The sequence below is a fragment of the Enterovibrio qingdaonensis genome (assembly GCF_028683135.1).
In the GTDB taxonomy this organism is placed as follows: Bacteria; Pseudomonadota; Gammaproteobacteria; order Enterobacterales; family Vibrionaceae; genus Enterovibrio; species Enterovibrio qingdaonensis.
This window is the reverse complement of the sequence record NZ_JAJUBB010000002.1, coordinates 264,912-280,142: the sequence shown is the minus strand read 5'-3', so window position 1 is coordinate 280,142 and position 15,231 is coordinate 264,912. Positions and strand designations below refer to the sequence as shown.

Below are 15,231 nucleotides of genomic sequence, written 5' to 3'. Positions count from 1 at the left end.
ATCAAATAAAAATCCATTGCATTAAATTAGCCATTTAGGATCGACATGAACAATAAGTACACCCAATTATTTGAGCCTAAAACAAACTTAGATAGAATAAAAAACAAAGATGACCCATCAACTCAGTTAATCCAAGATTTCGCTCATCTTGAAAAAAGTTTACTTGACCAAGCTCAAATTGGTGTAGAGGACTACTTCCAATTTCTAGATAATAACGTGATACCTTTTACTATCGATGTGTCGTCACCACGATATATTGGCCACATGACATCCAGACTTCCCAACTTTATTCCTGAGATAGCCAAAATTATCACTAGAATGAACCAAAATGTGGTGAAAGTCGAAACATCAAACATTCTGACAAAGTTAGAAAGACAGGTGCTGTACACATTTCACAAACTGTTTTTTGATTTACATTCATCTTGTTACCCAAGCAATATTCATGATGAAGCTTCAGTCTATGGAACGATCACCAGCAGTGGTAGCATTGCTAATATGACCGCAATGCTTTATGCAAGAAACAGAAAGCTCATTGAGTTAGGCATAACAAAACCCGAATTAAAGAAAAAGGGATTTCATAAGTGTCTTCAATTACTAGGGTTTAAGGAAGCCGTTATTGTTGGAACTCGGCTAATGCACTACTCATTCAAGAAATCCGCCAATATACTAGGCATTGGCGAGGATGGAATACTGTATGTAGACACAGACGACAATAATCGTATGTGTGTTGAGGATTTAAAGTCAAAACTCGAGACATGTAAAAAAGAGAATGTCTTCGTGATATCGTTGGTCGGGATAGCAGGTGCGACAGAGACTGGCGCAATTGACCCTCTTCATTCTCTTCGTGAAATTTCAAACTCATATGGTATTCACTTCCATGTTGATGCAGCCTGGGGTGGCGGATTTATATTTTCTGACAAGTACAAACATAAGTTCTCAGGCATTCACTCATCAGACTCCATCACTTTTTGCGCACATAAACTGTTATATTCAGCTCAAGGAGCAAGTATGTGCTTATTCAGAAACATGAATGATGCAGACTGTTATTCAACTACTGCAAGCTATCAGTCACAACCTGGAAGCTTAGATCTAGGTCAATTTTCTTTAGAAGGATCGCGCGCAGCTAATTCACTTCTTATTCACGCTCTACTTAGGATTGTCGGCAAAGAAGGCTACTCTTATCTCATAGAAAAGTCGATGCAGAATACCGAACACTTAAAAAACACGATAAAATCAGAAGTATCTTTCCAATTATTAAAATCATGTGATTTAAATATCGTAAATTTTAGGTATATACCATCCAGATTACAAAACACTTGCCTTTCAGAAACTGACAATGCTGAAATCAACAAAATTAATGAGAAGATACAGGAGAGGCTATTTAATTTGAATGGCTGTTTTGTATCAAAAACTTCGCTCACTGAGCATAATATTTCGAAAGAGCCAATTACTGTTTTCAGGGTCGTCATATCTAATCCACTAACCACTACCGAGGACATCGACAGAGTCGTTACGGCCATATTAAATGCTGCTAACGTTTTTGATCAGGAAAGCAAAGCCAACAATGTCGACCATTTTGTCGAGGAAAGTGCTGTGTGAGTTCATCGTTCATTTTAGAACGCACATGAAGATAGTCTTCAAGAAGGAAACAGGAAGAGAACAATCAAAAATGAGTGAGCGTCTAATTGAAGAAATAGGTCTTTTTCAGGAGCATCGAGATATTGGAGTTGAAGTATGGTGGTGTCGATTTAACAGCCATCATCTAACCCAAAATCTGGGTTGCTCACTGAATATAGATATACCTGATGACATACGCCGATCAGTGCCAAAACGGCAAGCAGAATATATGGCCGGGCGAGTTCTTGCGCGACAAGCCTTAGCCTCTATAGGTTCAAATTCTACTGAGGTCATACGAAACGTGGACAGGTCACCAGGATTCCCTAAAGGCATTTCTGGTTCGATTTCACACACTCGTGATCAAGCATTGTGTGCAGTAACAAGTAATAATGCTATCAACTTCCTGGGCGTAGATATCGAAGATCTCTTATGCCACAAAACAGCAGACAACCTCTCCCGCCACATCATGAATACAAGAGAAGTGAAGTTTCTTGACGAGTGTAAGCTGTCTTTTAGGCAGTTTGCGACTCTCGTATTTTCGGCCAAAGAAAGCGTCTATAAAGCTATTTACCCCTATATCAAAGATGTTATTGGTTTTGAAACGTCAAAGGTAATTGGAATTAGCGAGAATCATATTGAATTAGCATTAGATGAGAGAATTGGAAAGCAACTACCTCAGTACTCGACATTTGAATGCCAGTTCACCATGACAGAGAATCAAATCATTACACTTGTTGCCCAATAAGCGTTTGTTATGTATTACATCGACATCAGGTCTGAACTGAGCACATTAGCGATGGCAGTCCACGGATAGGCGAATATTGTCTAACTCAATTGTATCTATCACGTCATTGGCTATTCAACGTTACTTTCCCAACGTTACTTTCCCAACGTTGTCTTTCCAAGATGAATAACGTTCGGAAAGCACAGAAAAAGCCGCTGACTCTCATCAGCGGCTTTTTCAATTCAGTTCAGCGTTTGTTGCTTACTTCGCAAACTCAGCAGCTTGTGACGCAATAACGAATTCTTCGTTGGTTGGTACGACGATAGCCACTGCATCCATCATTTCTGATTTCGCGATAATGCCGCCGTTACCGAAACGTGCTGCTTCGTTGCCCGCTTCATCTTCAACAAAGCCCAACAGTTTCAGGTTCTTCAGGATTTCACGGCGGATTGGCAGTGAGTTTTCACCGATGCCACCCGTGAAGATGATTGCATCAAGGCTATCTAGCGGGATCAGGTAAGAACCGATGTATTTCGCTACGCGGTAGGTAAATACTTCAAACGCCAATTTCGCGCCTTCGTGACCATTTTCCATTGCTTCTAGAATGCCACGCGCATCAGAAGTCAGGCTAGATACGCCCAAGAAACCTGATTTCTTGTTCAGAGCTTCAAATACTTGCTCTTGGCTCCAGCCTTTTTTCAGCAGGAACTCAATGATACCTGGGTCAAGGTCACCACAACGTGTGCCCATCATCAGACCTGACAGTGGGGTGAAGCCCATTGAGGTATCAACAGATTGACCGTTACGAACAGCACATACAGACGCACCATTACCTAGGTGAACTGAAATGAAGTTTGCTTCGTCGATATTCTTGTTCAGTTGCTGAGCCGCTTCACGTGTTACGAAGTAGTGGCTGGTTCCGTGGAAACCGTAGCGACGAATGCCGTAGTCAGTGTATAGCTCACGAGCAATTGCGCCAGTGAACGCTTTTTGAGGCATGCTTTGGTGGAATGCAGTGTCGAAAACAGCAACTTGAGGAAGACTTGGGAAAGCGTTCATAGCGGCACGGATACCCATTACGTTTGCTGGGTTGTGCAGAGGAGCCAAGTCACTCAGAGCTTCGATTTCTTCGATAACAGCGTTGTTTAGCAAGGTCGCATCGTTAAACTTCTCGCCACCATGAACAACACGGTGACCGATAGCAACTAGGCGTTCGCCAACGTTCATGCTTTCAACCAGCTCAACGATGATGCCGACTGCTTTCTCGTGGTGGTTGCCACCTTCTTCCAGCATCAGCTCTTGTTTCTCGCCGTCGCGTTTCCAACTAATGCGCGCATCTTCAAGACCGAAGCACTCGCCAAGACCAGAAAGAATGGCTTCGCCCGTTTGTGCATCCATCAATGCGAATTTAAGAGAGGAACTGCCCGCGTTAAGGACAAGTACTAGTGAATTGCTCATGAAAAATCTCGTTGGCAAAGGGGTAAATTGTATGACCAGAGTTCAGATACTCATTATTAAATTATTTTTGAATAATTCAACAATTAATTGAAAGATTAAACAGTTTTTGTCGTTTTACTGTTTCAGATCAAAAACGAGTTAGGTGTGGGACAAACTGAAAAATGAAGTCACTGCGCTAAAGCGGCAAAAAGCGCCAAATAGGCGCTTTTTCTGAGGGGGATTGTAGCACGTCTTTATGCCATTGTGAGCAGGGATTTTCCTACTAGCCACTCAAGGTCTTTCTCAAATTCTTCACCGTATCTATCACAGCACACATCATGCAATTTACGGCTCGCATGGCTGGTGAAATCTGCAGCGTTCTCTGATGATACTGTGTGTAAGAAAAATAGCCGTAAAACAGCTGTGAATCGATTGTCAGAGCGCAGTGCTGTCAGCCAACTTTCGATGAACATGCGCTTGTCCCCTTCCAGATCGAGCTTCTCAATTAAAATTCCCAGCAAACGATCATCCAAACGGGTTATAAAGTCCGTTTTTTTCGGGAAATGGTGGCTAATGCCAGTGCGTGATATCCCTGTCTGTTGGCTCAGCGTGGTATACGACATTCTGTCATAACCCAGCGTCACTAATTGATCGACCACAGCGTCAAGAATCAACCGAATTGTAACTTCTGTATCTTCTTTGCTTCTCTTTGGCATAACAATGTCCCTGGTTCCTGGCTTCCTTAACCTGCAACTGCAAGTTTAGTGATTAAATTTCGCTGATCTTTTATGGAGTTTTCGCACTCGTTTTTTTACTTCAGATGCAGCGAATCTCGGTGCTGATAAAAACACGGGTTTTACCGACCACCTCTCCCTTAATTCAGCAATCTTAAAGATAGTACAAGTGCACACTTTTCGAGCAGCTATTGCGCAAATTTGTAAGAACCGTGAACGGGATTCGGTTTGTTAAAAAAACTTTGTTACCTTGCGCAGTAATGTAATGAATACAGGATGTTATCCTGTATTTTTTGATAGGTTATAAAACCTAAATGTCGTTACCGACATCAAAATTTGAACAAGTGTTTGAATATTTATCTTGACCCAAGCCCTATTCAACACCTAATTTAACACTTTAATAACATTCGCAAATTTATCGTCCTTTTCCCTACAGCTATTACGGGGTCCTACATGGCTCAACCAAAACCATACCAACAAATGATTCGCTGGGCCGAAGAGCGTCCTAACGAAATCTTCCTCAGACAAATCATCAACCGAAAATTTCAGGACTTAACTTACTCCGATGTCATGGATCAAGCCCTCAGGATTGTGACAGGTTTAAGGGGTATGGGACTGCAACCTGGCGATAAGGTCGCGCTTATTTCTAAAAACTGTGCCGAATGGTTTATTGCAGACCTTGCGATGATGTTAGGTAGCTATGTCAGTGTGCCTATATTCCCAACAGCGGGTGACGACACCATCGGTCATGTCCTCGATCATAGTGAAGCAAAAGCCATCTTCGTCGGCAAATTGGACGACACCAAAGCATTGAAAGCCGTGTTGGATAGCCGCGATAAAATTCCATCAATCGCATTCCCTTATCCAACCATTAACTGTGGCTACGATTGGGCAGACTTGGTTAATCAAAACTCTCGCGCTGACGTTGCCCCCGAACACCAAGACGATGACTTAATGTCGATCGTTTATACGTCCGGCACATCAGGTTTACCTAAAGGGGCGATGTTAAGCCATGGTGCGTATGCGTGGTCTGCACAGCGACTGATCGACCATATCGGCATGAAAGACGGCGAGCGTTTATTTTCTTACTTGCCATTGGCGCACATTACCGAACGCGTTTACATCCAAGGCTCGGCGATGATGGCCGGGATTTGTACCGCCTTTCCTGAATCTCTGGAAACCTTCATTGATGATGTGAAAATGCAACGCCCTACGCTGTTCATTTCAGTGCCTCGACTCTGGACATTGTTCCAGCAACGTATTCAAGAAAAGCTGCCAGACAGAAAGCTCAACATCCTGTTGAAAATTCCGTTCCTGTCTGGCGTGATCAAAAAGAAAGTCGCGGTAAATCTTGGGTTGGATCAAGCACGAGTATTAGGTTGTGGCTCCGCACCTGTTTCTGCGGCATTGCTCCGCTGGTATGAGCGCTTAGGATTGAACATCACCGAAGCATGGGGAATGACAGAAGCTTACGCCTACACCACACTAAACTACCCATTCCGCAGTGATAAGATTGGCTCAGTCGGCAACGCAGGCCCAGGTATTGAAATCAAGATCGCAGCGGATGGTGAGATCTTGGTCAATAGTAGAGGCCTATTTAGCGGCTACTACAAAAATCCAGAAGCCTCGGAAGAAACCGTGATCGACGGTTGGTTACACACCGGGGATATTGGTGCCCTAGACAGCGAAGGCTACCTGACAATACAAGGTAGAAAAAACGACACGTTCAAAACGGCCAAAGGAAAATTTGTTAGTCCGGTACCGATTGAAAAGCGTCTTTTCGAACTGAGCAATATTGAAATGATGTGTTTGGTTGGCTCGGGATTGCCAGGGCCGATCTTAATCGCCTTACCACACCATTTCCCTAATTTTGACCGCACGCGATACGAGCGCAGAGTCAAACATGTTATCGACACCATCAATGGCGAATTGGAATCTCACGCCAAGATCAAGGGTGTATACATGATTAAAGAGCCTTGGAGTATTGAGAATGGGTTGCTTACACCCACATTGAAAATACGTCGCCACCTGATCGAGAAGAAGTACCATGATATTGGTGCAAACTGGCCGTCAGGCACTCTCGTTCAATGGGAAGACTAGCCGTGCTTCATTGAGCAAAAGCGGACATCATGTCCGCTTTTTTATTGTCGGTATTTCAGTGGAACAGACAAAACTTGCGAATAAGTCATTTTCAACTTGCCAAGTAGCCCTACTTTTTGCACCATTATTTGTAGTAATATTACAAAAATTCCTACAAATCCGGCCTGCATTCCAATTCAAGGCTGGTGATTAAGAGAGTAAGTTATGAGCCAAGAAGAATATCAAGTTTGTGATGCTTGCGGTGTGACCGCTGAAATGGGCTTTGTGATTGGTGAAGGCGATGACGTCGCGGAAGTAAGCATTTTCGCCGCTGATAAAGATGCCGCTATTGCAGAGTTCAAAAGCTACCTTGCATTGGCAAAAGAAGTTAACGAAAACGTTGTGCATGACCTAAATGAAAGTGCAGAACTTTCATCAGACCCACTGACTGTACGACTGAAATTCGAATGCAGTGCTGAGAAATTAATTTTCGAATTACGTAGCCGTTCACTGGCTAAGTAATTGAAAAAGGCCGCTTAGCGGCCTTTTTACTGTAATATCGTATGCTCAAAAATCAGAATAATGTGGGCGTATTTTCTTCCTCATCTACTCCTAGCGACTCCAACACGACCTCGAGTTTCTTGCCAGCAATTTCATATTCAAATTTTCGAATGGCATCTTCCACATCTGACAAGTCCACATCCATGCTCTTCGAGCTTTCTTTTATTCCAGTGATAAAGTCCACGGCTTGCGTATCAAAGTTACTCAACAAGATTTTTAGTTGCTCGAGTTCAATTCTAAACTCTCTCGGTGTGTAACCTGCAAATCCCTGCTCCACTTTTGGTTCTTCGTCTTCCGGTTCTTTTGTTGGAATATAACGTTGGATTTCTTCTAGGCTTTCTTTAATTTTATCTAGCAGGCTCGCTTCCATTTTCATGTCACAACTGCCCGCTTGGTCTTCCAAGTTACCCGCAAGCACCGCAAGTCCTTTCGCTGACACATTCGCTGCAGCACCTTTCAGAGAGTGTGCAAACAATTCAACATCATCTCGCTCATCGTTTGCCAACGCCGCTTTCATCTTATCAATCATAGACAGTTTGGTTTCTGTAAATGCAGTAATGACTTTCCAGTAAGCCTCTGAATTTCCGCCAATGCGCCCAATGCCTTCATTGGCATCCAACACTAACGGATCTATATCAACGATGTTCAGTGCCTTAGATTCCGCCGCTTTTTGACCATTAAGGACAACGGAGGATTTCACTGTTTCTTTTGACGCATTCGTCCAACGAGATATCGCCGAAATAAGCTCGTCTACATCGATAGGCTTAGAAACGTGGTCATTCATGCCCGCTTCTTTACACTGTTTAACATCGCGCTCCATTGCGTTTGCCGTCATCGCAACAATGGGCATTCCCGCTAACGATTCGATTTCACGGATTTTCTTCGTTGCGGTTACGCCGTCCATGACGGGCATTTGCATATCCATCAGGACAATATCGAATGCTTTCTCTTGAACCATATCCAGCGCGATTTGGCCATTGTCAGCCACTTCAATGGTTGGATTGAACTGCTCCAGAATGCCTTTTGCTACCTCTTGGTTAATCATATTATCCTCGACCAAAAGGATATTCAGTCCAGTGAAATCATGATTTTCTTCCTGGTTATCTGCTTCGTTGTCTCTTTGATTAAGCAGTTTCAATTCTTCTTGGCCAAAGGCCTCCATCAACGCATCAAACAATGAAGAAGGGTTAATGGGCTTAACAAGTGCAGCATCGAACAGGTTTTGAATATCGTCGTTTATTAACCCCGCATCTTCGCCATATGCACTGGCAAGGATCACCATCGGCATCTTGTTTAACGACAGAGCTTGGATTTTCATCGTCGCTTCGTCACCATTGATACCTGGCATTTTCCAATCCATTACGACGACATCAAAACCATCATTACTCTTATCTGCGCTTTCTACTTCGTATACTGCCTCCTCGCCGTTTGATACGGCGGCAACGCGCAGATCCAAGTTATCCAGCAGCGCATACATAATGTCACGTGATGCCTGATTGTCATCAACCACCAGCACGCGCTTATCGTTAAGTACAGTGGACTTGGCAACTTGTTCTTTGATACTTGATTCACTGCGTCCGCAGCGAATAGTAAACGAGAAGGTAGACCCTTTACCTGGCTCACTCTCTACCCAGATCCGCCCACCCATGAGCTCGACAAAGCTCTTAGAAATGGTCAAACCTAAACCGGTACCGCCATACTTACGCGTTATCGAGCCATCCGCTTGCGAGAACGACTGGAACAAGCGTCCTAGTTGTTCTTCCGACATCCCTATACCAGAGTCTTGGATGTCGAACTGAATTTCGACTATGTCGTTTCCATCCGTCACTTTTCTTGCGCGAATGATGATTTCACCACTGTCAGTAAACTTCACCGAATTACCGGTTAAGTTGATAATAATTTGCCCAAGACGAAGCGGATCACCGACCAAATCATCAGGTAAATCCGGGTCAATATCAAAGATCAGTTCCAGCTCTTTTTCTTTCGCTTTAACAGAAATGATGTTGCTGATGTTATCCAGCACTTCACTGAACTTGAATTCAATGTGCTCAACAGTCAGCTTACCCGCTTCAATTTTCGAGAAGTCCAAGATGTCATTGATAATGCCAAGGAGAGACTTACCTGCTTTCTCGATGTTTGCTATATAGTTTCGTTGCTTGTCGTTCAAATCCGTTAACAACGCAAGGTGAGACATCCCCAAAATCGCATTCATTGGTGTGCGAATTTCATGGCTCATGTTTGCCAAGAATTCGCCTTTCGCTTTACTTGCCTCAGTCGCTTGGTCTTTCGCCGAAATAAGATCTGTTTCCAGTCGTTTTTGTGTCGTTACGTCTACAAACAAACCAACAATACCAAGTGGCTCGCCCCCACCACCGTAGTAAGTTGCTTCATAAACGGTGATGTTACGCACATCTGCATTGGCATTTTTAAGCTCAATGTCGTAGACCTGAGAGCCAGGGTTATCCAACAATGCCTGCTCTTTATGAGTAAACATGGTGGCGACATCTTCTGGAAATAACTCCACCGGAGTTTTGTCGACCACATCCACATAGAACAAACCAAGGAAGTCTGTGAAGGCATCATTGACCCCAATATACGTGCCTTCAGTGTCACGGAAATAGGTAGGGTTAGGAATGGCATTGATAATTTGTTGATTTAATTTGAGCTGTTCAGAAACACGATGTTCCGCTTCCAATTGCAGCTCAGCATTGATGGTTAATTGAATACCGACAGCCAAATCTTCACGAATTTCTGTCAGCCAATCAATTTCCTTATCTGACAGTGTTCGCACTGAACCCAATTCAAGAACGCCCACCATGTCACTATTGACCATAAGCGGAATGAAGTACATTTCTCCCAGTAAGAGATTGCCGAAAGGCAATGCTAACGTGAACTTCTCATCTTCATTTCGAATACGCAGGAATTCTTTCGTCAACATAATGGTGCGATGGAAGGAGACCGTCGAGGCTTCCATCTCTTTGCTTTGTTCATCAATACCAACACCGCCTACAAGCGTGAGTTTTTCATTTCTATTTACATAGATCGCAACGTAAGGGAGTTCTAATTGTTGGGAAAAGAAGTTCGCCACTTGTTCGCCAAGATCTTTTGTATCCACACAGCCTCGAATTAAGTCGGAGAAGGCTTTAATTTGACGGCTAAATTCAAAACGCTCGGCGATTTCCGCTAACACTTCATTTTGTGCTGCAGCCAAATCTTTCAATTCCCCCTGACTCTCAACATCAAGTTTAAACTCGAACTCTTTGTCTTTGACCTTACTAACAATATTGCTGCGAATGTTATCGAGTGGTTTCAGGAAGCGATACCAGAGCAAGATAGTCGTGGTGACGACCGTAATGATTAATGCAAATGCCATAAATATGGCAATGCCATCCATGTTCCTCTTTTCTTGAATTAACGATTCGAGTTTTAAGAAGGTATCTAACCGATTCGCTTCGTAAAATGCACCTATCGGCCCCATTATCCGGTTTCGCTCGTGGATGTATTCAGGCCCAAACAGCATCTCCTGCGCCAATAAGGGATCTGGGATAATCCTTTCAATTCCTCTGGCCGTGCGCTTTTTGCCCTGAATAATATCCATGGCGTCTCGCTCGAATTTAGCGAGCTCTTGGGAGCGACTCATTGCGGTATCGAGGAAAGCGATTTGCGTTTCGGATGTTCCAGCCTCTCTCATACGGCTAAGAATGGATAAATATTCCGGCCTAACGGGTATATCTGGTTCTTGCACCACAAAGTTGGGATCAGACACTTCGTACCAATAATCTAAATTGTAACCATTGGGCATTGGTAACAAGCCTTCACGGATTGCGGCAACCCTGTCATAGAGATACCGCCACTTTTTATTTGATGTTATGGCGTAGTTTCGTGCAAAGCGTGTTAAAAGATCAGAGCTCGTTTTCAACTCAACAGCCAAAATGTATTGCTCATGACGTTGTTCATGCAGACGATTAATATCTTCGCTCAAGACGCCGGAACGCAAATTAGCAAAAATAATTGAAACGCCGAGGACGAGGATTAGCCCCATTAATGCAAAAAAGACATGGCGAATAGATCTCATTTTGTCTCCACGATCCCAATATGGTGACACTCATATCAGTTAAGCGTAGACCGCTACTTCTCGTTGATAAAGTGAGAAAAAGCAAAAGCCTGATTACACTTAGCTCAGTTTCCATTGCCATCAAGGCCTACACCACCCTATTATTTTTTTGACTCGCATACTCGGAAAGTTCCGACGGCGCACATTTGACAATGGAAAGTCAGACAAAACGAACACTTCTTAAAAAAACAAAATCCTTACAGGGAGATAGGGATGTCGCCGATTTACAAAGGAACAATCACCATGATCATTGGTGTGTCGATACTCAGTGTCGATGGCCTTTTGATCCGCCTTGTTGAAGCGTCAGGCTGGACGCTGCTTTTTTGGCGCGGGCTATTCTCCGCATTGGTTATTCTGCTGATCATGTTTATCAGAAAACCAAAAGAAACATATCGCTCCTTGGTCTCACCTACACCTCTCCTCTTGCTAGGCTCACTGGCATTTTCGATATCGACAATCTGCTTTGTTCTCTCGATAGACCATACGCAAGTGGCAAGTACCTTAATCATCATTAATATCAGCCCACTTATTTGTGCAGCTCTTGCATTTGTTTTTTTAAAAGAAAAGTTGGAAACCCGAACACTCATCGCCATCCTTGCAGCGGTCTCCGGTGTCATGTTTGTTTTTGCAGGTAAAACCATGCCATCTGCCTCTTTTGGAAACCTGATGGCCCTTATTACCGCATTTATGCTCGCCACTTACTTTGTTGTACTGAGGAAAAGCCAAAGCGAAAATGCGCCCATGTATTTAGTTCTAGGGGGAATAAGTACGGCAATCATTTCTTTTCTGGCAGGCGCAGCACCCTTTGAGCTGACCTCGCAAGAATGGATTTATACGCTAATCCTCTGTGTTGGGGTCGTTCCCATCTCTTTTCTGCTCATTTCTTCCGGCCCTCGCTACTTACCTGCAGCACATGCCAACTTATTCATGTTATTGGAAGCTATCTTGGGGCCTTTGTTTGTCTGGGCTGCGCTTGGAGAAGTGCCGAGCCAAAATGTGCTTATCGGTGGGGGGATTATTCTAGCTACACTATTACTCTTCACCTTGTCGGCCGCTCAAAGCAAAAAGAAACTCAATAAAAAGCCCAGCTAATTGCCGGGCTCAAAACGTTGATTAAGGCTTAACCCTCACAGTCTCAGGCTTTGCCAAGCCTCACACATTGTTCTGAATTTTGCCGCATCACCTTCGGGACGATCTGGGTGCCATTTCAACGCCATTTTCCGCCATTGTCGACGAATCTCATTGTCGGACGCTTTTTCGGAAAGCCCCAGCGCAGCCAAGGCGTTTCTTCGCTCAACCGTTGTTTCGCTGCAATGTCCAACGTGACTTTGATAGCGTTTCCAAAATGAGGAGAGTAGCTCTCTGACATCGTCAATCTGAGCGTCATAGTTTTTCCAATCCATGTAGTACTCTCGCAAAGGGTCGTCACGATTAACTTCATGTTGAACAAAACCGGAGCCGAATCCGCGAAGCATTAACTTAATGTCCATCGACTCAACTTGAAGCCATTGTTGAGGCAATAGCATTTCCTGAAGTTGATATAACGCATTCATAATGAGAAAATTGCGTTTGAACAAATCGAGTTGAGGATCATCATCAAGGTGGTCCATGATGGTTTTCTTCTGAAGCTCAGCCATCAAGTAGTGTACTTTCCAACTTTGAGTCGACGCTTCCAATACGCTTAATATCGGCCAGATCAGAGGGTTATCAATCTCATCGTGTTGTTCTGCTAGCATACAACCATTTCTCCTATCGACCCCATGTCGTACATATAAGACATTAATCCATAATTCCGTGATCTGCCTGAGAATTTCCATTCTTATGCACTAATTCACGCTGTAGCTTTCTGCCTCCAGCGCGGAATACACACCTAATGACAAATCGCTCAATTATTTTGAGTGCATAAGCAATGCCAATTTATGATTGCGCGAAGCAATACTGGCCAACCCTCGCAGTGTTTACGCATCTATCATCATGATAAAAATGAAAAAGAGCTTGTGGTATACCACAAGCTCTTTTCTTCATACCATGATGCGTTACCGCATGATATTTCGGCAGCCATTTGCATCGCGCTTATGGCCACCTTCTGATAACAAGTTGTTTAACCGCGATAATATCGTTGAGGAACAAACGGCATTTTTTCTACGGTCATCGGCAATTTTTTACCACGGACTTCCGCAAAGACTTCAGTGCCTATCACAGCCAGCTCAGTTTTCACGTAGCCCATTGCAACAGGCTGGCCTTTCGTTGGGCCAAATGTACCACTGGTTACAATACCGACTTCGTTATCATCCGCATCAAACAGCTTTGCGCCTTCGCGAACCGGAGCCTTGCTGCTGCCGATTAAGCCTATGCGTTTACGTGAAACATCTTTCGTCGCGATTTGATCAAGAATGATATCGGCACCAGGGAAACCGCCTGCACGTTCACCATCCGCGCGGCGAGGTTTACTGATAGCCCAAAGAAGGCTTGCTTCAACAGGCGTGGTCGTTGTATCGATATCGTGACCATAGAGACACAAGCCACACTCAAGGCGAAGTGAATCACGAGCACCTAAGCCAATCCATTCCACTTCCTCTTTAAGCAGTAATCGACGCGCGAACTCTTCGGCTTTCTCGGCAGGAACCGAGATTTCATAGCCATCTTCACCGGTATATCCAGAACGGCTAACCAAGCACTCAATACCCGCCAATTCGATAACAGCGGCATCCATAAATACCATCTCGGCTACCGTTGGGTTTAGCGTCGACAACACAGCAGCGGCTTTCGGGCCCTGCAACGCGAGCAATGCACGATCCTCAATCTCTTCGAGTTCTACATCTTCTGGCAGATTAGCCCTAAGATGCGCAATGTCTTGCTCTTTACACGCCGCGTTGACCACGACAAAAAGGTGATCACCAAAATTTGTCACCATCAGGTCGTCCATCAAACCGCCCTGCTCATTGGTAAAAAGCGCGTAGCGTTGCTTGCCTTGAGGTAGGTCGACAATATCGACAGGCACCAAGGCTTCAATGGCTTTCGCGGCGTTCGGGCCGTGAAGCTTCAGTTGCCCCATGTGTGAAACATCAAACAATCCCGCTTGCTCACGGCAATGGATATGCTCTTTACGCACGCCAAGCGCATATTGAACTGGCATGTCGTAGCCCGCAAACGGCACCATTTTTGCGCCCATTTCAACATGCAGCGCGTGTAGAGGGGTTTTCAGTAGATCTTGTGACATGTTTCACTCCATGATGTCGGCACAAGCCGTGTTACAAACGTTCCGCCATCCGACGGGGAAATGTTGGATATTATGATGCCGTTACCCAAAGAATAAGTGCATCTGTCTCGCTGACCGAGGTGAGCATATGCCCCATCGCCGCGTCGTAATAAACGCTATCACCCTCGTTAAGCTCGATCACTTCATAGAATTCTGAATAAAACGCAATGCTCCCTTCAAGTACAAGCAGGAACTCTTCGCCATCATGGCGGATCCATTCGTCGTACTCTTCGAAGGAGCGAGCGCGCACGCGTGATTTAAATGGGAACATTTTCTTGTTGGTCAACTGTGTGGCCAGCAGTTCATGTTCGTAGGTGCCCGTTGGCCGAGCTTTACCTTCATCGACACGCGTTATGTCTCTTCGCCCTGTCGCTTTTCGCGATTTAGGTGGCGCAAACAATTGAGGGATATCGATTTTCAAGCCAACAGCAAGCTTTTGCATCGCCTGAAACGTTGGCGATATTTGCTCATTCTCGATTTTAGACAAGGTTGAACGCGCAAGGCCAGTTAGCTTGCTGGCTTCTTCAAGCGTCAAACCACTGTTGGTTCTGATTTCCTTAAGACGCTCGCCAAGTTTCAGCGGTGCAATGGGCACGTCCGATGACGCGCCTGACCTTTCCACCGTCACTGACGGATACACATCCTGTGCTTCTGAATTCGACATAGTTCCTTCCACTCGGTCACATAAAGGCCCCTCAACGGGAAA

11 protein-coding genes are annotated in these 15,231 nt (G+C 44.5%); 5 read left to right on the top strand and 6 right to left on the bottom strand.

Annotation, left to right across the window (positions count from 1 at the left end; translation table 11 throughout):
* The first annotated feature begins 45 nt into the window (after positions 1–45).
* Entirely contained in the window at positions 46–1,599 is a 1,554-nt protein-coding gene (locus LRP49_RS04185; protein ID WP_274140447.1) for a pyridoxal-dependent decarboxylase, read from the top strand.
* 25 nt (positions 1,600–1,624) lie between these two features.
* Positions 1,625–2,362: a 4'-phosphopantetheinyl transferase family protein gene (locus LRP49_RS04180; RefSeq protein ID WP_274140446.1), complete on the top strand. Its 738-nt coding sequence runs from the start codon at positions 1,625–1,627 to the stop codon at positions 2,360–2,362.
* A 240-nt stretch (positions 2,363–2,602) separates the two neighbouring features.
* On the opposite strand, the gene LRP49_RS04175 is transcribed toward LRP49_RS04180, so the two are convergent.
* Positions 2,603–3,799, bottom strand: a complete 1,197-nt coding sequence (locus LRP49_RS04175) for an acetate/propionate family kinase (protein ID WP_274140445.1) — start codon at positions 3,797–3,799, stop codon at positions 2,603–2,605.
* A 233-nt stretch (positions 3,800–4,032) separates the two neighbouring features.
* On the bottom strand, positions 4,033–4,494 hold the full coding sequence (locus tag LRP49_RS04170) for a TetR family transcriptional regulator (RefSeq protein ID WP_274140444.1): 462 nt from the start codon (positions 4,492–4,494) through the stop codon (positions 4,033–4,035).
* 471 nt (positions 4,495–4,965) lie between these two features.
* Here LRP49_RS04170 and LRP49_RS04165 point away from each other — a divergent pair, with 471 nt between their 5' ends.
* On the top strand, positions 4,966–6,612 hold the full coding sequence (locus LRP49_RS04165) for an AMP-binding protein (RefSeq protein WP_274140443.1): 1,647 nt from the start codon (positions 4,966–4,968) through the stop codon (positions 6,610–6,612).
* Between the two features lie 204 nt (positions 6,613–6,816).
* On the top strand, positions 6,817–7,113 hold the full coding sequence (locus LRP49_RS04160) for a DUF406 family protein (protein WP_274140442.1): 297 nt from the start codon (positions 6,817–6,819) through the stop codon (positions 7,111–7,113).
* 52 nt (positions 7,114–7,165) lie between these two features.
* Here LRP49_RS04160 and LRP49_RS04155 read toward each other — a convergent pair whose 3' ends face one another.
* The gene (locus tag LRP49_RS04155) at positions 7,166–11,227 is read right to left on the bottom strand and encodes a hybrid sensor histidine kinase/response regulator (RefSeq protein WP_274140441.1); all 4,062 of its coding nucleotides are present in this window, start codon (positions 11,225–11,227) and stop codon (positions 7,166–7,168) included.
* Between the two features lie 252 nt (positions 11,228–11,479).
* Between LRP49_RS04155 and LRP49_RS04150 the strand changes: the two genes are divergently transcribed.
* Positions 11,480–12,358, top strand: a complete 879-nt coding sequence (locus LRP49_RS04150; RefSeq protein ID WP_274140440.1) for a DMT family transporter — start codon at positions 11,480–11,482, stop codon at positions 12,356–12,358.
* Between the two features lie 35 nt (positions 12,359–12,393).
* On the opposite strand, the gene LRP49_RS04145 is transcribed toward LRP49_RS04150, so the two are convergent.
* From LRP49_RS04145 to LRP49_RS04135, 3 genes are all read right to left on the bottom strand, one after another.
* Positions 12,394–13,002, bottom strand: a complete 609-nt coding sequence (locus LRP49_RS04145; RefSeq protein ID WP_274140439.1) for a DNA-J related domain-containing protein — start codon at positions 13,000–13,002, stop codon at positions 12,394–12,396.
* A 365-nt stretch (positions 13,003–13,367) separates the two neighbouring features.
* Complete coding sequence (gcvT, locus tag LRP49_RS04140; protein WP_274140438.1) at positions 13,368–14,486, bottom strand: glycine cleavage system aminomethyltransferase GcvT; 1,119 nt, start codon at positions 14,484–14,486, stop codon at positions 13,368–13,370.
* Between the two features lie 70 nt (positions 14,487–14,556).
* Positions 14,557–15,189 carry a helix-turn-helix domain-containing protein gene (locus LRP49_RS04135; protein ID WP_274140437.1) on the bottom strand — a complete coding sequence of 211 codons (633 nt, stop codon included), beginning with the start codon at positions 15,187–15,189 and terminating at the stop codon, positions 14,557–14,559.
* Positions 15,190–15,231 lie beyond the last annotated feature (42 nt).

Coding starts and splice junctions, on each gene's coding strand:
- LRP49_RS04185 (WP_274140447.1), top strand. CDS start 46: ATGAACAATAAGTACACCCAATTATTTGAGCCTAAAACAAACTTAGAT.
- LRP49_RS04180 (WP_274140446.1), top strand. CDS start 1,625: ATGAAGATAGTCTTCAAGAAGGAAACAGGAAGAGAACAATCAAAAATG.
- LRP49_RS04175 (WP_274140445.1), bottom strand. CDS start 3,799: ATGAGCAATTCACTAGTACTTGTCCTTAACGCGGGCAGTTCCTCTCTT.
- LRP49_RS04170 (WP_274140444.1), bottom strand. CDS start 4,494: ATGCCAAAGAGAAGCAAAGAAGATACAGAAGTTACAATTCGGTTGATT.
- LRP49_RS04165 (WP_274140443.1), top strand. CDS start 4,966: ATGGCTCAACCAAAACCATACCAACAAATGATTCGCTGGGCCGAAGAG.
- LRP49_RS04160 (WP_274140442.1), top strand. CDS start 6,817: ATGAGCCAAGAAGAATATCAAGTTTGTGATGCTTGCGGTGTGACCGCT.
- LRP49_RS04155 (WP_274140441.1), bottom strand. CDS start 11,227: ATGAGATCTATTCGCCATGTCTTTTTTGCATTAATGGGGCTAATCCTC.
- LRP49_RS04150 (WP_274140440.1), top strand. CDS start 11,480: ATGTCGCCGATTTACAAAGGAACAATCACCATGATCATTGGTGTGTCG.
- LRP49_RS04145 (WP_274140439.1), bottom strand. CDS start 13,002: ATGCTAGCAGAACAACACGATGAGATTGATAACCCTCTGATCTGGCCG.
- gcvT (WP_274140438.1), bottom strand. CDS start 14,486: ATGTCACAAGATCTACTGAAAACCCCTCTACACGCGCTGCATGTTGAA.
- LRP49_RS04135 (WP_274140437.1), bottom strand. CDS start 15,189: ATGTCGAATTCAGAAGCACAGGATGTGTATCCGTCAGTGACGGTGGAA.